Raw genomic sequence first — 17,880 nt, forward strand, 5'->3', positions numbered from 1 at the left:
CAAAGGTAGGTCTTATGTCGACGATAACGCCAAAACTGCTTCCTTCGACGTCCTCTGCCACCAACCCTCCCATGCTGATCAAGGATCTGCTGGAGTCCGGTGTGCGCATGGCGGGCAACAATCAGATTGTGTATCGTGATCAAACCCGTCACGACTACCGTCGGTTTCAAGAGCGTGTTCATCAGTTGGCCCACCTTTTAACCTCACAAGGCGTTCAGGCCGGTGACGTGGTGGCCGTGCTCGATTGGGACAGCCACCGCTATCTAGAGTGTTTTTTCGCCATTCCCATGATCGGTGCGGTGCTACACACAGTGAATGTCCGCTTAGCGCCTGAGCAGATCCTATACACCATGGAACACGCGGAAGATGTCTTTGTGCTGGTGCATGAAGACTTTGTGCCCCTGTTGGAACCGCTGGCCCATCAGTTGCCCAATATTCGCGGTTATCTACTCTGCCAGGAAACCACCCAGGAAGTGACCACTCCGCTCCCCCTGGTGGGAGAGTTTGAAACGCTGCTGGCTGAGCAACCCAGCCACTATGAGTTTCCCACGTTCGATGAAAATGGCGTGGCCACCCTGTTCTACACCACCGGTACCACGGGCAATCCGAAAGGGGTGTTTTTCACCCACCGTCAGCTTGTGTTGCACACGCTAGGTGAAGCCAGCACGTTCCAAGCGCCCGGCTTCGAGCTGCTGAACCGAGATAAGGTGTATATGCCGATTACGCCGATGTTTCACGTGCATGCCTGGGGCGTCCCTTACACCGCCACGCTGTTAGGGGCGACACAGGTGTATCCGGGCAAATACGAGCCCGAGATGCTGGTGAAGCTGCTGGTCAGTGAAAAGGTCGATTTTTCGCACTGTGTACCGACGCTGCTCAACATGGTGGTCAGTGCCGAGGCGATTGCGTCGAAGAAGGTCGATCTAACTGGCTGGAAGGTTCTGGTAGGCGGCAGCGCACTGACTCAGGCATTGGCAAGTCGTGCCTGGGCGTTGGGGATCGATACCCGTAGCGCCTACGGGATGTCGGAAACCTGCCCGCTGCTCACGGCCGATATATTACCGAAAGAAGTCACTGAGGCTGACTTCGAGCATCAGCTTCCGTGGCGCTGCAAAGCGGGGCTTCCGGTGCCGTTTGTCAGGCTGCAGGTGGTCGATCTCGACGGCCAACCGCTCCCCCACGATGGTAAAAGCGTGGGCGAAGTGCGTGTTCAAGCGCCTTGGCTCACCCAGGCTTACTATAAAGAAGAGCAGCGCAGTGAAGAGCTGTGGCAGGATGGCTGGCTGCATACCGGGGATGTGGGATCGCTGGACGAGCACGGCTTCCTATCGATTAGCGACCGCATTAAAGACGTCATCAAAACGGGCGGCGAATGGCTGTCATCGTTGGAGTTGGAAAGCTATATCAGCCAGTGCCCCGGGGTTGCTGAAGTAGCAGTGATTGGCGTGGCAGATGATAAATGGGGGGAGCGACCGGCTGCGCTGGTGGTGCCCAGTGATATCGAGCAACCGCCTACCGTTGAAGCGATTCAGGGCTTTATGGAGCAGTTTGTTGCGCAAGGAAAGCTGAACCGTTGGGGCGTTCCCTCGCTGATCCGTATCGTCGATGAAATCCCCAAAACCAGCGTCGGCAAGCTAGATAAAAAGCGCATCCGCACGGAGATATAAACGCCAACGTTTCACCCTGTCGCCTGCGCCTTACGGTAGGCGGCAGGGGAGTTTCCCGTCCACTGCTTGAAGGCGCGGCTGAAGCAGGCTAAGTCCTCGAAGCCCAGCGTTTCTGCGATGGAAGCGAGCGTCCGATGGCTTCGGGTGAGCGCTTGAATCGCATAGTCACGGCGGTACTCATCTTTCACGGCTTGGAAGTGCGTCCCCTCCAGTCGTAAATGCCTCGATAGTGTTCGAACGGAGACATGCAGTGCCTCGGCGACCTCTTGCACGGTACACGCATCCGGCAGGTGACGGCTGAGATGCTCTCTCACCCGGTGAGTCGCTAAACGATCTTCAAACGAGACATAGAACCAATCCGCGGGGGCGCGCTGTAAAAAAGCCCCCAGGTGCCGCTTCGTTTGCCGGATAGGCTGCTCCAATAGCGACTTATCGAAGTAAACGGCCGTTTGTGGCTGATCGAATTTTACTTTGCCAGGGTAGAAGTAGAGGTAGTCGGCACTGTGTGTGGGTTGCGGATAGCTGCACTCCATCAACACGGGCGGTATCTTGCGAGCGATCAACCATGAAGCGATGCCATGAAAAAGCTTGAGCATTAATTCGTGCACGAAAATACGGCTGCCCGGCAGCGGCGCATGCTCCTCGAGCGCCATCCTCGCTAGGTCGTTGTCGATGGTAAAGGTGTAGCCAAAGTCATCCAGCATGATGCGAAAAAACTGGGTGTAGCGATGGAGGGCTACCTGGAGCGTTGGCGCGTCCAACATACTCAAGCAAAGCAGCTTGAGCGTTCCGCAGCGTAACGGGCGGGAGAAAAAGCGCGGCGTTTCATCGTCTAACTCGACGGCCAGCCGACGATATAACTCCGCGAACTGCTCGACGGTAACACGCCCGTGAGGGGCGCTGAGTAAAAAGGGGGAAATGCCCGCCTGTACTAGATAATGCGTGGGGGGCTGCCCCGCAAATGTAAGGCCACGAAAGAGTTCGTTGACGAAATGCATGGAGACCGTAACTGTCACGGTGATTTCACCTTGCCCGCATCTTTAAACACCGCTTTATAGTCGTGATCCTTCCGTGACGTTAGCACGTTGTCTCGCTTGGCTCTACAAGGGTGCATCGTAATTCGGAAGCATGCGTTACACTGTGCGCCTCACGATGAAGGAGGACACTGCGTGACCCTGTTACGACTCGAACAGCTGCAACTCGCTTACGGCACCCAAGTACTGCTCGATCGCGCCGACCTGACGGTTGAAAGAGGCGAGCGGCTGGCGCTGGTCGGACGCAACGGCACCGGTAAATCCACGCTACTCAAGCTCGTAGCGGGCGATATTCAGCCAGATGATGGCACCATTTGGCGCGCCCCCGGTTTGAAAATCGGCGTGCTGGCTCAGGAGCTTCCCGAATCCTCGGGGATGACCATCTTCGATATGGTGGCCCAAGGCCTGCCCGAAGCAGGTGAGCTGCTGTCGGAATATCAACACCTGATCAACGATCCTGACCCGGACATGAATCGCATGGCGACGCTTCAGACGCGGCTCGAGGCCATTGACGGCTGGTCGTTTCATCAGCGTATCGATGTCGTGCTCACACGACTGGGTTTGCCACCCGAAGCGGAGATGAGCGCACTTTCCGGCGGCTGGCGTCGTCGGGTGGCGCTGGCCCGTGCGCTGGTTTCCGAGCCGGACCTACTGCTGCTGGATGAGCCGACCAACCATTTGGACCTCGATACCATCGCGTGGCTGGAAGAGCAGCTGCTCGCTTTCAACGGCGCTGTGCTGCTGATCACCCACGACCGTGCGTTTCTGTCGAAACTCGCCACGAATATTTTAGAACTGGATCGCGGGAAGCTCGGGCGTTATCCCGGTGTCTACAGCGAGTATCAAGAGCGCAAACAGCACGAGCTGGAGGTCGAATCGCGCGAAAATGCATTGTTCGATAAAAAGCTCGCTCAGGAAGAGGCCTGGATTCGCCAGGGGATCAAAGCGCGCCGTACCCGTAACGAAGGGCGCGTCCGCGCGCTAGAAGCCATGCGCAATGAGCGCAGCCAACGCCGCGAGCGTCAAGGCACCGCCAATCTCACGGTGGATAGTGGCGAACGCACCGGTAAGCGGGTGGTCGAGCTCAAAGGCGTTACTCAGCGCTTTGGTGATGAGGTGATCCTGCGCAACGTGAACCTGGAAGTGATGCGTGGCGACCGCATCGGCTTCTTGGGGCGTAACGGTGCCGGTAAAACCACGCTGTTGAAAATATTGCTTGGCGAGCTGGCCCCTACCGAAGGCAGCGTACAGTTGGGCACTAATCTCAAAGTGGCCTATTTTGATCAGCTACGGGCCGGCCTCGAGTTGGAAAAAACGGTGTATGACAACGTAGCCCAGGGGAGTGATCGCGTTAGCGTGGGCGGTAAAGACCGCCATGTCATGAGCTACCTGCAAGATTTTCTGTTCACCCCAGACCGCGTTCGTCAGCCAGTGAAAGCGCTTTCCGGTGGTGAGTCCAATCGCCTGCTCTTAGCCAAGTTGTTCACGCAGCCTGCTAACGTGTTGGTGCTGGATGAGCCCACCAACGACCTGGACATGGAAACCCTGGAGCTACTCGAAGAGCTACTGCTCGATTTTGATGGCACGCTGCTTCTGGTTTCCCACGACCGAACCTTCATGGATAACGTGGTGACCAGCATGCTGGCCTTCGAAGGTGAAGGGCGTGTGCGCGAATACGTGGGGGGCTACACCGACTGGATTCGTCAAGGAGGGCAGCTGCCGCCCGCTCCCTGGGAGGGGGCAGCGCGTCAACAAACGGAGCCTACTCGCGCAGCGGAAGAAAAAACGCCACCGGCAATGGCGGCGGAGCCTGCGAAAAAAACCGTCAAGCTCTCTTACAAGCTTCAACGTGAATTGGATGCGCTGCCTGCTGATATCGAACGGCTAGAGAGTGACGTGGAAGCACTTGAGAAAGAGATTGGCGACCCCGCTTTTTATCAGCAGGAAGCCACGGCGGTCACTGCCAAGCTACAGTCACTCGAGAAGGCCCAGCAAGCGTTGGATAGTGCCATGGAGCGCTGGATGGAGTTAGAAGCCATGGCGAACGGAGAATAGAACGCGTAGTGAAATGCCAAAGGCCCCGTGAGGGGCCTTTGAGATTGACAAGTCACTCGTCGCTTTTTTCACCTTTTTTACCCACACGCACGGCGAGCACATCGCACTGTGCGCCGTGAAGAACACCGGTCGACGTAGAGCCCAGTAACAGCGCGAAACCGTGGCGACCATGGGAGCCGACCACGATCAAGTCGACGTTATGCTCATCGGCGAAACGGTGGATCTCGGTGTCAGGCATACCCACGACTACGTGTTGATCGGCGGCGTCGACGTGGGGAGCAGCAATGTCAGCCAAGCGTTTTTTGGCATGATCATCGAGCTGGTCTTGTATGCTGGTGAGGTCCATGGGTATGTCGCCGCCGTAGGCGAATCCCAAGGGTTCCAGAGTGTGCATGATCGAAATTTTCGCGCCGTTGTTGCGCTCGGCAATCGCCACCGCACGCTCAAGGATTTTGTGAGAGTCTTTGGTTAAGTCGACGGCGACCAGGATATGGCGATAGCTCATGGCGTATCTCCTTGGTGATGTGCCACACAGAAAGGCTCTGTTCGATACCTTTACTTTAGGTCTGAAAATGAATCTTAACAACGACCTAGGTCATGGTTTTTAAATATTGCGAGTTGAGTTTGACGAAAAGAGGGTAAGCGTTGCAATGGAATGGTTGATCATCGTTTTTATTCTGATGTTTGTGATTGCGCCAGTCATGTGGTTAAAACCAAGCCCGCGCCAAAAGCGCCAGATGGCGCTGCGCTCCTGCGCAGCGCGTCAGGGGGTGACGGTCAAAATGGCCAAACCGCCGCTCCATCACTTTAGAGGCACCATGCCGGCTTATCGCTGGCACTACGCGCAGTCCGCGCCTGGGCCAGATTTTTTATTGGTGAGAAACTCCAATGCCAGTGAGGCATTAGAGCCCTTTCATGCAGGCTGGCGCTGGCGCATTGCGCCGCTGCGTCCCTTGCCCGATGTGGCCAGCACACACTTACGAACTCTGTTAGAGCGTCTGCCTCAGGATGCGTTGGTATTGGAATCTAACGCCCATTCGCTGACGTTATGGTGGTGGGAATCACAAACCGCCGAGCGGTTTACGCGCTATTTGGCGGATATCGAACCTCTCAAGAAGGCGTTAAGCGGCCTTTCAGACCACCCACCCGCCAAACCGCTAGCGCCAGATGGCGTGGAACAAGGAAACGTCTAATGACTAGGCTGTGGGGCTATCTTGGTCCCTTGCCTGAATCGCCAGACCGTTGGATTCGATCAGCGCAAGCCACTTATCCAACTGGTCCAGGTCCTGTTCGCTCAAGCCCGCTAGCATCTCCTGACGCGCAGCCAGTACCACACTATCGATCTGCTCCAGGAGCGGCATGGCGGCTGGGGTAAGATAGAGCCGTTTGCTGCGTCGATCGTTATCGCAGGCGCGACGCTCGACCAGACCTTGCGCCTCCAACTGTCCTAAAGTACGCACCAGCGACGGCGCCTCGACACCGATCGCGCGCGCCAAATCACACTGAGGATTGCCTTCCCCCAGTTTCCAAAGATGGTACAGCGTCACCCACCGGGTTTGGGTCAGCCCTAATGGTGCCAGCCTGCGATCGAGGATCGAGCGCCACAGATGGGGCAAACGAGCAATACGAAAACCAATTGTTGATGCCATAGGTAACTAACTGCCGAAAAGTGTAAGTGAACGAATTGTCATAAGCTGCGCCGCTGAATGCAAGGCGTTCTGTCACTCGGGCTGATTAGCGTCATTTTGGGTGGAGCCATTGCCCGGAATGAAACGACGTAAATTCAGAGCGCTCAAACCGCTCGCACGGACCGTGCCATCGGCCACGGTAGCGGCGTTAACATCTTCCGAGACAGTAAACCGAATCAATCCTAGCCGCTGGCCACCGTCGGTCATGATATCGACACGCCACTCGCCAGAGGGGTCTTGAGGGAAATTCTGTTTATGGCTCCAGGCGCGGTATCCCTGTTCGCGGCCGCCGTTGATCGCCAGTGCAACGGTATCCAGCGCTTTTCCATTATGATGCCACGCATGGTAAATCGTTTCGCTCAGCCCTCGCGGGGCGCGAATGGCCGTATAGACGTACAGGCCGCTGCTGCGAATGGCCTCGGGCGTCAGGGTCAGCGACCCTTGCGGGGCGCGCTGCTGCGTATCGAAAGCGGGGGAGAGCGCCGTGCTGGTCATCCACAGGCTGGCGGGCGGTACCCAAACGCGGCCAAGCCATGCCCCGTAGGCCAGTACCACGGTAAGCGCAAAAAATCCCAACCAGCGCGCGGGAGAGCGTTTTTTGAGTAGATGCCAGAAGCTGGGCAGCGCCACGAGTACCGTCAAGACTAAGGCAAGTAGCATGCTCTGGCCGGTGGTCAGGTGAACCATGATGGGGAGTATCACCAGCAGAACAAGAAAGACGCACTGAGCATGAAACATGAAATAGAGGCTGCGCCAGCGGCCAGCGAGTTTGTAGTAGAGCGGGTCAATGATCGACCACACGGCCATGCCTATGACCAAGAGCGCGAAGAGCGCTTGTCCACTGTTCCACACCGTAGTGACTAGAATAAAGGGCAGGGTGAAAAACAGCGTCTCTTGGTGGATCATTTGCGCAATAAAGGCCGTTACGCCTCTCGGCAGCGTCGGGTGACCACGATGGGAGAGCCAGCGGCCAATCACACTTTCAGATAGCAGTAGTAGCCAAGCGAACAGCAGGCCGAGTGCCAAAGCTGCGCCTAGCCACTGCTGCCGATCCACCAAAAAAAAGCTGCCGAGCCCGGCCGCAAACGCCATCGGTGGCCAAAGCCAGCTCCAGGGCTTCAAGCGCTCGACGATTCGTTCGATGCATCCTTGCAGTGCTTCTAGTCGCGCGGGTGTGAGGAGTGTCCCCATAGCGTCAAAAACTCATCAATGAAACGTATATGATCGTTGGGATCGTGATTAAAGTCGATGTGACGACGAAGTGTGGAAGAAAAAAGCGCAAGAAATGTGCTCATGGCCATGTGAACTGGGGGTAAGCCAATTAGCCAAAAGTCAGGGCTTGACGTACTGATGTAACTCAACCAAGCTAAAGCAATCAAACGACCGTATGAAATGCGTGGCGGGCTCGTTATCGACGTGCCAGCCCGAACTTGTGGAGAGAGCGCGAATGATCTATCAAGGCAATGCCATCACGGTGGAGCGTCGTGACACCCAGGGTGGTAATGACATCGCAATGCTCACTTTCGATTTGAAAGATGAGTCCGTCAACAAGCTATCTAGCGCCGTCGTGGCCGAGCTAGGCGACGCTGTCAAAGCGATTCAGGCCGAAAGTGGTTTGGAAGGGTTGATGATTCGCAGCGCCAAAGACGCCTTTATCGTCGGCGCCGACATCACAGAATTCCACAGCCTGTTCCACAAGGGCGAAGAGTACTTGGTGGAGATGAACCTCAAGGTTCACGACATCTTCAACGCCATTGAAGACCTGCCTTTCCCTACGGTGACGGCAATCAACGGGTTGGCGCTGGGCGGCGGCTGCGAAGTCCTGCTAACCACCGACTTCCGCGTGATGAGTGAGAAAGCCAAAATTGGCTTGCCGGAAACCAAGCTGGGTATTCTGCCGGGGTGGGGCGGTTGCGTGCGTCTGCCGCGCCTGATCGGTGCCGATAATGCCGTCGAGTGGATTGCTGGTGGTACCGAAAACCGTGCCGATGCTGCCTTGAAAGTAGGCGCCGTGGATGCCGCTGTTGCCCACGAGCAGTTGGAAGAGGCGGCACTGGATATCCTCGACCGCGCCAATGCAGGCGAATTGGATTATCACGCTCGTCGCGAAGAGAAAAAATCACCGCTCAAACTCAACGCCATCGAACAAATGATGGCGTTCGAAACCGCTAAAGGATACGTCGCTGGCAAAGCGGGCCCGCACTATCCCGCCCCGGTTGAAGCGATCAAAGTGATCCAAAAAGGCGCCGGTGAGACCCGCGCCCGCGCTCAAGCCATCGAAGCCAAGTCGTTCGCCAAATTGGCGCTAAGCAGCGTTGCCTTCAACTTGGTGGGCCTGTTCCTGAACGACCAAGTGGTCAAGAAGAAAGGCAGCAAGTACGAGAAGCAGGCGCAGCCGGTCAAGCAAACCGCCGTGTTGGGTGCTGGCATCATGGGCGGGGGGATCGCCTACCAGAGTGCCAGCAAGGGCACACCGATCCTGATGAAAGACATCAAGGACGATGCCATCGAGCTTGGCCTCAAAGAAGCCCGCAAACTGTTCGCTAAACAGGTAGAGCGTAAGAAGCTCACCACCGAGCAGATGGCCGAAAAACTCTCCAATATCCGTCCAACCCTCTCTTACGGCGATTTCGGTAATGTCGATTTGGTCGTAGAAGCGGTGGTCGAGAACCCCAACGTCAAAGACGCCGTGTTGACCGAAGTAGAGGACAAGGTAAGTGAGAACACGATTCTGACTTCCAACACGTCGACCATTTCGATTAACCGTCTGGCCAAGAATCTGAAGCGCCCGGAAAATTTCTGTGGCATGCACTTCTTCAACCCCGTGCACCGCATGCCGCTGGTGGAAGTCATTCGTGGTGAGAAAACCTCGGACGCCGCCGTTGCCGCAACCGTGGCTTATGCTCGGGCCATGGGTAAAACCCCCATCGTGGTGAATGACTGCCCTGGGTTCCTGGTCAACCGTGTGCTTTTCCCTTACTTCGGTGGCTTTAGCTTCCTGGTCGAGCAGGGTGCCGACTTCCAGCGCGTCGATAAAGTCATGGAGAAGTTTGGCTGGCCAATGGGCCCGGCGTACCTGCTGGACGTCGTCGGCATGGATACCGCCGTGCACGCCAATGATGTGATGGCTGAGGGCTTCCCAGATCGTATGGCACGTGAGGGTAAAACGGCTATTCAGGTCATGTACGATAACAAGCGCTTGGGCCAGAAGAACGACAAAGGCTTCTACGCCTACGAAGAAGATAAGAAGGGTAAGCCGAAGAAAGTGAGCGACGAGCAGGCTTACGCACTAGTAAAAGAAGTGGTGAAAGAGCAAAAAGAGTTTTCGGATGAGGACATCATTGCTCGCATGATGGTGCCGCTGTGCCTTGAGACCGTGCGTTGCTTGGAAGATGGCATCGTCGATACGCCCGCAGAAGCCGACATGGCGCTGATTTACGGCATTGGCTTCCCTCCCTTCCGTGGCGGTGCGCTGCGCTACATCGACGCGCTGGGCGTGGCTGAGTTCGTCGCGATGGCGGATCGTTTGGCAGAAGAACTAGGGCCGCTGTACGCGCCTACCGAGAAGCTCCGCGCCATGGCCAAGAGCAACGAGCAGTTCTATGCGGGCGCCACGGCAAGCGCTCAGGCCTAAGTCACCACCCACAGGAGAAATAAGATGAGTTTGAATCCGAGAGATATCGTGGTGGTGGACGGTGTTCGTACCGCCATGGCGAAAGCGAAAAACGGCGCCTTCCGCAACGTGCGTGCCGAAAACCTCTCCGCTGCCGTGATGCAGGCGCTGTTTACCCGAAACCCTAATCTGGATCCGTCGGAAGTAGACGACGTGATCTGGGGCTGCGTCAATCAGACACTAGAGCAGTCCATGAACATCGCTCGCAACGCGGCGATCATGACCGGTATTCCTCGTACGGTGCCTGCCCAAACGGTGAACCGCCTCTGCGGCTCTTCGATGACCGCACTGCATATTGCTGCTGCAAACATTAAGGCGGGCATGGGTGATTTTTACGTGATCGGCGGTGTTGAGCACATGGAGCACGTACCGATGGCTCACGGCGTCGACGTGAATCCGGCGGCGAGTAAATACGCGGCCAAAGCCGCCATGATGATGGGGCTCACGGCGGAACTGCTGGGTAAAATGCACGGTATTTCCCGCGAAGATCAGGACAAGTTCGGTGTCCGTTCGCATCAACGTGCACAAGCGGCGATGGAGAAGGGCTACTTCGACAATGAGATCATCGGCGTCGAAGGTCACGACCAGCGTGGCTTCAAAGTGCTTGTGAAAAACGATGAGGTGATTCGCGCCGATGCCAGCCTGGAATCCATGGCGAACCTGAAGCCGGTCTTCGATCCGCGTAACGGTACCGTGACGGCGGGCACTTCGTCAGCGCTTTCAGTGGGCGCTTCCGCCATGGCCGTGATGAGCTACGAGCGTGCCCAGGCGCTGGGGCTGGAGCCGATTGCCAAAGTACTCTCAACCGGTGTCGCAGGCTGCGATGCATCTATTATGGGGTATGGTCCGGTACCTGCATCTAAAAAAGCCTTGAAAGCGGCTGGCTTGTCTGCAGCGGATATTCAAACCGTCGAGCTGAACGAGGCATTTGCCGCCCAGGGGCTGCCGGTGTTGAAAGACCTAGGCTTCCTGGATGTCATGGACGAAAAAGTGAACCTGCACGGCGGTGCCATCGCCTTGGGTCACCCGTTAGGCTGCTCCGGGTCGCGCATTTGCACGACACTGCTGAACGTCATGCAGCAGCGCGATACCACCCTGGGCCTAGCCACCATGTGTATTGGCATGGGACAAGGGGTTGCCACGGTGTTCGAGCGTTTGAAGTAATATGCGCTCTTCCCCGTAATGAAAACGGCACCCTGAGCGGTGCCGTTTTTCGTTTCAAGATGTTAAAACAATCCGTTATCCAACCCAGCAGCAAGGGTCATGCCCAGCTCTTCGGCTTGGCTGATAAACGCCTCTTGCCACTCGCCGCGAAAAATCAGAGGGTCCTGCACCCAACGCCAGCGTAGTCCCGTAACGATACTTTCCACTGCCCGACGAGTACCCGTTCCATCATGGCCCGCGCGGATGTAGAGCGCGCAGGGCAGGCCCTGCTTCTCTTCCAGTACGCCGTAGTAGCTGCGGTCGAAAAAGTCCTTTAGCGCGCCGCTCATGGTGCCTAGGTTTTCGGTAGTGCCCAATACGATACCGTCACAATCGATGATGTCCGTCGGTCCTGCGTCGAAAGGCGTTTTGACGATGCACGTCACTGACTCGATATCCTCATGTTCTGCACCTCGCTGTACGGCCTCGCTCAAGGCGCGGGTATTGATGGAGGGGGAGTGGGCCACGATTAATAGACGTTTCATTCGGCGTTCTTCAGGCAATTGGCGGTAAGTTCAAGAGGTGCCACACTGTAAGCACTCCATGGCACAGCCTAGTCGCCTTTGGGTAAACCAATCAAACGCTCTCACACGGCATCTTGGATAGGGTATCAAGCGTTGAACGATCAACCAGGGAATTGCGTCATGCGCCAGCAGACCAAAGCGATAGGGATCACCACTTTTTGCACATTGGCACTCTTATTGGCAGGGTGTGCCGGCCCATCACGCCCGCCTGCCGATAACGAGCGCTCGGCGGCTCCTGCCGTCAATCAAGTAGCGACAGTGCCTAGCGCGCAGATAGCGCAGCCATCTTCCGTGGTGCGCGCCGATGATTGGGCGCCGCCACTGCAGGTGAGTCCAGAAGAAGAGGCCGCTTATTACGTCAGCCGCTTGGCGGATCGCCGGTTCGTCAGCCAGTATGGAGGCCCCGATAACTCAAGGCCTTGGTACATCGCCGCCGAGCGACTAGGCGACATCGGCCTGCCGGCAGTGCCGCTGTTGTTCTCGAGATTACACACCGATGACGCTTATGAGTTGATGCTGGTGCTATACGCGCTTCAGCTCGCCACACAGGATCCGCTTGTGACGTTTCAAACGGACGGTGACTACATTCAATTGCCCTCCGTATTAGACCCTGACGCAAATGCGGAAAATCGGCGAATTGCGCAGCAGTGGTGGGAGCGCCATTCGTCGCGATTAGAGTTTCGCTAAATCATTCGCTACATTATGGCTTGCTATTACATCCGTAGAATAGGAGAGCATGATGGCTTTTGCACTATCCTCAATGAGCGTCACTAGCTCGGCGTTTGCGAATCACCAAGCGATTCCTGCCAAGCACACGGGCGAGGCTGAAGACGTTTCCCCAGCGCTTGCGTGGGAGGGGGCGCCGGAAGGTACTAAGGGGTTTGCGGTGATTTGTCATGACCCAGATGCGCCACTGGTGAAAGAGGGCAGTTATGGTTTCGTTCACTGGGTGCTGTACAACCTGCCTGGTGAGACCACTTCGCTGGAAGAAAGTACTGCGCTGGGCACGTCCGGTATCACCGATTTCGGTAAATTGGGATATGGCGGGCCTATGCCGCCGGAAGGACATGGCAGCCACCTTTACTACTTCTGGGTACTGGCGCTGGACAAGCAGACGTCACTGCCCGAAGGGCTGACGTTGCCTGAGCTACTCCAGGCCGTGGAACCCCATCTGCTGGGAATGAATCGCTTGGTAGGTACTTACCAGCGAGGCTAAACCGGCATTAGGCTGGAGCATTGCGCTCAAGCCGTGTAGGCTCCGTCGCTTGCTACTGTTTGCGTGACTGTCTGCTGCGATGGAGTCTTTAATGAGTGACCTGCCTAACTGCCCTACCTGTGCCTCTGAGTTTACCTACGATGATGGCCTTCAGTATGTTTGCCCCGAGTGTGGTCACGAGTGGTCGAAAGCGCCAAGCGCCAGCGAAGCGGACTTGGATGATGGCATTCGTGATGCAAACGGCAACCTGCTCGTCGATGGTGACTCGGTGACCGTGATCAAAGATCTCAAGGTCAAAGGCAGCTCCTCGGTCGTCAAAGTAGGCACCAAAGTCAAAAACATTCGATTGGTGGACGGCGATCACGACATCGACTGTAAAGTCGACGGTATTGGTCCTATGAAATTGAAGTCCATGTTCGTCAAGAAAGTCACCTCTTAATCCCGCCTTCAGACAGCCTGCCGCTTGCGAGCAGGCTTTTTTATGTCCATGTCATAGTTTTCCTAAATGATAATGATTGGCTTTTTTGATGTTATCAGCCGCGAACGTGCTAAGAAGTCGCGCTATTTGATAAGGATTTTGCAGAAGGGCTTCACATCAAATTTATACAGGACTAAAATGGTACCCAATTAGCGGGTAGGCCAACGGTTCGGCCCAACGCGATGGCAAACGGAGTGACTATGCTCAAGCTTTCTCGGCTGACAGATTATGCCGCTGTGGTGATGGCACAAATTGCCCGTCATCCCCAGGCGTCGCATGCGGCGGCTGACTTAGCAGACGCGGTACAGCTACCCCATCCCACCGTGAGTAAAACCCTTAAAATGCTGGTGAAAGCAGGACTCTTGGAGTCGCAGCGTGGGGTTCAAGGTGGTTATCGCCTAGCGCGGCCAGCGTCGCACATCACGGCGGCTGACATTATCAGTGCCATTGAAGGCCCCGTCGCGATGACCGAGTGCAGCCAAGCCGAAGGTGAGTGCGACTTGGTGGCCACCTGCGGTGTGGCCGACAACTGGCAGCGAGTATCGCTGGCCATTCGCACGTTACTCGAAAGTGTGACGTTGGCGCACTTGGCCGACACGACACCTATCAAACTGCCCGTACAGTTACCGATCCAAAGCATTAGCCTATCGGCGGCATCCGCATAAGCCGCTAGGTCTATCACCCTATTGACGGCGAGCTGACCTCGCCACCCAACTGCCCGGAGGGTATCACCATGGCAAGCGAAGAAATGGAACAGTTGGTTCGTCGCGAGTACAAAGATGGTTTTGTAACCGATATCGAAAGCGACACACTGCCACCTGGCCTTGATGAAAACACCATTGCCTTCATTTCCAAGAAGAAAGGCGAGCCCGAGTGGATGTTGGAGTGGCGTCTGGATGCGTATCGTCAGTGGTTGAAGATGGAAGAGCCATCCTGGGCGCACCTCGACTATCCGCCCATCGATTATCAAGAGATCTCCTATTTCAGCGCGCCCAAGCGCCCAGAAGATCGTCCCCAAAGCCTCGACGAGGTAGACCCTAAACTGCTGGAAACCTACGAGAAACTGGGTATTCCGCTGCACGAGCGTGCCGCCCTGGCAGGGGTTGCCGTCGATGCGGTCTTCGACTCCGTCTCGGTTGCGACGACCTTCAAAAAAGAGCTGGCGGAAGCGGGCGTGATTTTCTGCTCCATTTCCGAAGCGATTCGTGACTACCCGGATTTGATCAAGCAGTACCTGGGTACGGTAGTGCCCGTGGCTGATAACTATTTTGCTGCGCTAAACTCCGCCGTGTTCACTGATGGCTCGTTCGTGTTCGTGCCAAAAGGCGTGAAGTGCCCGATGGAGCTGTCTACCTACTTCCGTATTAACGCGGCCAATACGGGCCAGTTCGAGCGCACGCTGATCATCTGCGAGGATCGTGCCGAGGTCTCCTACCTGGAAGGCTGCACCGCACCCATGCGCGATGAAAACCAGTTGCACGCTGCCGTGGTCGAACTGGTTGCATTGGACGATGCCTACATCAAGTACTCCACCGTACAGAACTGGTATCCCGGTGACGAAGAGGGTAAGGGCGGCATCTATAACTTCGTGACCAAGCGCGGAGACTGCCGTGGTGAGCGTTCCCGCATCAGCTGGACACAGGTCGAAACCGGCTCGGCGATCACCTGGAAGTATCCTTCTTGCGTACTGCGTGGCAAAGACAGCATCGGCGAGTTCTACTCCGTTGCCGTTACCAATGGCCGCCAGCAGGCGGATACCGGCACCAAGATGATTCACATTGGTGAGGGTACTCGCTCCTACATCGTCGCCAAAGGCATTTCGGCGGGTAAGAGCGACCAGTCCTACCGTGGTCTCGTCAAGATCGGGCCGCGTGCCAAGGGTGCGCGTAACTTTACCCAGTGCGATTCACTGCTGATCGGCGACAAGTGCGGGGCACACACCTTTCCGTATCAAGAAATCGGTAACAGCACGGCGACCATCGAGCACGAAGCAACGACCTCCAAGATCGGTGAAGATCAGCTCTTCTACTGCCAGAGCCGTGGTATCTCCGAAGAGGACGCGGTCAGCATGATCGTTAACGGTTTCTGTAAAGACGTTTTCCAGGAACTGCCGATGGAATTCGCAGTTGAGGCGGAAGCACTGCTAAATGTCACTCTGGAAGGCGCGGTGGGCTGACCGCACCGGCACCCAACTCATTTTAAGGGCGTCGCGCTCGCGACCCGCAAGCATTTAAAAGGCGATCACTATGTTGCAAGTTAATGATTTACACGTCACCGTCGAAGGTAAAGAGATTCTGAAAGGCTTGACGCTCACCATCAATGCCGGTGAAGTTCACGCCATCATGGGCCCTAACGGCGCGGGTAAATCCACGTTGTCAGCAGTTATTGCTGGTAAAGATGGCTACGAGGTGACCCAAGGCAGCATTACGTTCGAAGGTCAGGACGTACTGGAGATGGAAATCGAAGAGCGCGCCCAAGCGGGTCTGCTGCTGGGTTTCCAATACCCGGTCGAAATTCCGGGCGTGAAGAACATCTACCTGCTGAAGTCCGCGCTGAACGCTCAGCGGGCTGCGCGCGGTGAAGGTGAAATGCCTGCCCCCGAATTCATGAAGCTGGTGAAAGAGAAGCTTGGCTTCATGAAAATGGACGCCAGCTTTCTGCAGCGTGCGGTGAACGAAGGCTTTTCCGGCGGTGAGAAAAAGCGCAATGAAATCCTGCAGATGCTGGTGCTTCAGCCAAAGCTGGCCATGCTCGACGAAATCGACTCTGGCCTCGACATCGACGCCATGAAAGTCGTCGCTGACGGCGTGAACAGCCTGCGTGCCGAAGAGCGTGCCATTCTATTGGTCACCCACTATCAGCGCCTGCTGGACTACATCGTACCGGACAAAGTCCACGTTCTGGTCGACGGCCGCATCGTGAAAACCGGCGATGCCGAGCTTGCCAAAGAGCTAGAGGCCAACGGTTACGAAGGCATTGAGGAGTCCGTGGCATGAGCGATACCCAAACCTTTCTGGACACGCTAGCGGCGCGCAGTCAGCAGCGCGCTGGAGAGCCTACCTGGATCGCTGCTCGCCGTCAGGCGGGCGCGGCTCGCTTCGAAGCAATGGGCTTCCCGACCCGCCGCGATGAAGAGTGGAAATACACCGATGTTCGCGCCATCGCCCAGGGCAACTTTGCCTTGGCAGAGAACGCCGAGTTCTCTCAGGCCCAGGCGGCTGCCCTCACGCTGCCCCTGGATGCTTACCGGCTGACGTTCGTGGACGGTGTGTTTTCGGCAGCGCTATCGGACCTCGATGCGCTTCGCGACAGCGTTCAGGTCATGCCGCTCTCCAAAGCGCTGACGGATAACCATGAAGCCGTTGGAGGGCCGTTGGGTCGTTTGACCGGTGTCGACTTCTCGAGCTTTGCTGCGCTGAACACGGCCTTTATGGAAGAGGGCGCTGTAGTGCGTATCGCCCCCGGCACCGTAGTCGAAAAGCCCATTTTGCTACAGTTCCTTTCCCGCGCGGGCACGCCGGTGATGAGCCATCCACGCATTCTGGTGGAAGCCGCTGGGCGTAGCGAAGCGACACTGATCGAGCACTACGTAGGCGAGGCGGATGCCACCAACTTCACCAACGTGGTGGCTGAGTTGATGCTGGATCGTGGGGCGATTTTGAACCACTACAAGCTGCAGGAGGCGCCGCTCGGCGATCTGCATGTGGCGAGCATCCACGTAGAGCAGAATCGTGACAGCCGCTACACCTCGCACAACTTGAATCTGGGTGGCGCGCTGGTGCGTAACGACCTGATCAGCGATTTGAATGGGCAGGGCGCTGAGACGAACTTCTACGGCCTGTTCTTTGGCCAGGGGCGTCAGCACGTGGACAACCACACCAAGGTCAACCACAACGCCCCGCTGACGTTCTCGAACGAAAACTACAAAGGCATTCTGGATGACCGCGCTCACGGCGTCTTCAACGGTAAGGTCTACGTGAAGCGCGACAGCCAGAAGATCGAAGGTTTCCAGAGCAACCAGAACCTGCTGCTATCGGATCGCGCGCAAATCGACGCAAAACCCGAGCTCGAAATCTATGCCGACGACGTGAAGTGCTCCCACGGTACCACTACCGGTCAGTTGGACGAGGACGCGATCTACGCACTGCGTACCCGCGGTATCGACGAAGCCACCGCCCGTGGCCTTCTGACACTGGCGTTTGCTGGGGAAGTGCTGGAGCAAGTGGCACTGGATGCCGTCGCTGAGCGCGTCGAGTTGGCGGTGGCGGGTAAATTGCCGGAGCGTTTCAACCTGGCCGGACTGGTCGAAGCGGCGGCTGCGCTCAACGATTAATCAAGGAGT

At 56.6% G+C, this 17,880-nt stretch carries 17 protein-coding genes; 12 read left to right on the top strand and 5 right to left on the bottom strand.

Features of this window, described 5'->3' with window-relative positions:
• The first annotated feature begins 14 nt into the window (after positions 1 to 14).
• Positions 15 to 1,667 carry a fatty acid--CoA ligase gene (locus tag GYM47_RS06605; protein ID WP_153843929.1) on the top strand — a complete coding sequence of 551 codons (1,653 nt, stop codon included), beginning with the start codon at positions 15 to 17 and terminating at the stop codon, positions 1,665 to 1,667.
• An 11-nt stretch (positions 1,668 to 1,678) separates the two neighbouring features.
• Here GYM47_RS06605 and GYM47_RS06610 read toward each other — a convergent pair whose 3' ends face one another.
• Positions 1,679 to 2,683, bottom strand: coding sequence for an AraC family transcriptional regulator (locus tag GYM47_RS06610; RefSeq protein WP_153843930.1), 1,005 nt, complete (start codon positions 2,681 to 2,683; stop codon positions 1,679 to 1,681).
• A 153-nt stretch (positions 2,684 to 2,836) separates the two neighbouring features.
• Between GYM47_RS06610 and GYM47_RS06615 the strand changes: the two genes are divergently transcribed.
• Entirely contained in the window at positions 2,837 to 4,756 is a 1,920-nt protein-coding gene (locus GYM47_RS06615) for an ATP-binding cassette domain-containing protein (RefSeq protein ID WP_139528429.1), read from the top strand.
• A gap of 52 nt (positions 4,757 to 4,808) precedes the next feature.
• Here the strand turns inward: GYM47_RS06615 and GYM47_RS06620 are convergent, their stop codons facing one another.
• Positions 4,809 to 5,261, bottom strand: coding sequence for a universal stress protein (locus GYM47_RS06620; RefSeq protein WP_139528430.1), 453 nt, complete (start codon positions 5,259 to 5,261; stop codon positions 4,809 to 4,811).
• A gap of 145 nt (positions 5,262 to 5,406) precedes the next feature.
• On the opposite strand from GYM47_RS06620, the gene GYM47_RS06625 reads away from it, so the two are divergent.
• Positions 5,407 to 5,949, top strand: a complete 543-nt coding sequence (locus GYM47_RS06625) for a preprotein translocase subunit YajC (RefSeq protein WP_153843931.1) — start codon at positions 5,407 to 5,409, stop codon at positions 5,947 to 5,949.
• Between the two features lie 3 nt (positions 5,950 to 5,952).
• Here GYM47_RS06625 and slyA read toward each other — a convergent pair whose 3' ends face one another.
• Together slyA and GYM47_RS06635 are read right to left on the bottom strand one after the other, a co-directional pair.
• A complete protein-coding gene (slyA, locus tag GYM47_RS06630) occupies positions 5,953 to 6,405 on the bottom strand; it encodes a transcriptional regulator SlyA (protein WP_139528432.1) in 453 nt (150 codons plus the stop codon).
• Positions 6,406 to 6,477: 72 nt separating this feature from the next.
• Entirely contained in the window at positions 6,478 to 7,635 is a 1,158-nt protein-coding gene (locus GYM47_RS06635; protein WP_153843932.1) for a DUF5924 family protein, read from the bottom strand.
• 256 nt (positions 7,636 to 7,891) lie between these two features.
• Here GYM47_RS06635 and fadB point away from each other — a divergent pair, with 256 nt between their 5' ends.
• Positions 7,892 to 10,078 carry a fatty acid oxidation complex subunit alpha FadB gene (gene fadB, locus GYM47_RS06640; RefSeq protein WP_153843933.1) on the top strand — a complete coding sequence of 729 codons (2,187 nt, stop codon included), beginning with the start codon at positions 7,892 to 7,894 and terminating at the stop codon, positions 10,076 to 10,078.
• 24 nt (positions 10,079 to 10,102) lie between these two features.
• Entirely contained in the window at positions 10,103 to 11,281 is a 1,179-nt protein-coding gene (gene fadA / locus GYM47_RS06645; protein WP_139528435.1) for an acetyl-CoA C-acyltransferase FadA, read from the top strand.
• Positions 11,282 to 11,343: 62 nt separating this feature from the next.
• Here fadA and GYM47_RS06650 read toward each other — a convergent pair whose 3' ends face one another.
• Positions 11,344 to 11,805 (bottom strand): flavodoxin family protein, encoded by a 462-nt coding sequence (locus tag GYM47_RS06650; protein WP_153843934.1) that lies wholly within the window; start codon positions 11,803 to 11,805, stop codon positions 11,344 to 11,346.
• Positions 11,806 to 11,964: 159 nt separating this feature from the next.
• Here GYM47_RS06650 and GYM47_RS06655 point away from each other — a divergent pair, with 159 nt between their 5' ends.
• From GYM47_RS06655 to sufD, 7 genes are all read left to right on the top strand, one after another.
• Positions 11,965 to 12,531 (top strand): hypothetical protein, encoded by a 567-nt coding sequence (locus tag GYM47_RS06655; RefSeq protein ID WP_196781583.1) that lies wholly within the window; start codon positions 11,965 to 11,967, stop codon positions 12,529 to 12,531.
• 52 nt (positions 12,532 to 12,583) lie between these two features.
• The gene (locus tag GYM47_RS06660) at positions 12,584 to 13,060 is read left to right on the top strand and encodes a YbhB/YbcL family Raf kinase inhibitor-like protein (RefSeq protein ID WP_139528437.1); all 477 of its coding nucleotides are present in this window, start codon (positions 12,584 to 12,586) and stop codon (positions 13,058 to 13,060) included.
• Positions 13,061 to 13,151: 91 nt separating this feature from the next.
• Positions 13,152 to 13,499 carry a zinc ribbon domain-containing protein YjdM gene (locus GYM47_RS06665; protein WP_139528438.1) on the top strand — a complete coding sequence of 116 codons (348 nt, stop codon included), beginning with the start codon at positions 13,152 to 13,154 and terminating at the stop codon, positions 13,497 to 13,499.
• A gap of 239 nt (positions 13,500 to 13,738) precedes the next feature.
• A complete protein-coding gene (locus GYM47_RS06670) occupies positions 13,739 to 14,203 on the top strand; it encodes an SUF system Fe-S cluster assembly regulator (protein ID WP_139528439.1) in 465 nt (154 codons plus the stop codon).
• A gap of 68 nt (positions 14,204 to 14,271) precedes the next feature.
• Positions 14,272 to 15,714 carry a Fe-S cluster assembly protein SufB gene (sufB, locus tag GYM47_RS06675; RefSeq protein ID WP_139528440.1) on the top strand — a complete coding sequence of 481 codons (1,443 nt, stop codon included), beginning with the start codon at positions 14,272 to 14,274 and terminating at the stop codon, positions 15,712 to 15,714.
• Between the two features lie 70 nt (positions 15,715 to 15,784).
• Complete coding sequence (sufC, locus tag GYM47_RS06680; RefSeq protein ID WP_139528441.1) at positions 15,785 to 16,534, top strand: Fe-S cluster assembly ATPase SufC; 750 nt, start codon at positions 15,785 to 15,787, stop codon at positions 16,532 to 16,534.
• Positions 16,531 to 17,871, top strand: a complete 1,341-nt coding sequence (gene sufD, locus GYM47_RS06685) for a Fe-S cluster assembly protein SufD (RefSeq protein ID WP_153843935.1) — start codon at positions 16,531 to 16,533, stop codon at positions 17,869 to 17,871. The genes sufC and sufD overlap by 4 nt, the downstream gene beginning before the upstream one ends.
• Positions 17,872 to 17,880 lie beyond the last annotated feature (9 nt).

The organism is Vreelandella piezotolerans, from assembly GCF_012427705.1.
In the GTDB taxonomy this organism is placed as follows: Bacteria; Pseudomonadota; Gammaproteobacteria; order Pseudomonadales; family Halomonadaceae; genus Vreelandella; species Vreelandella piezotolerans.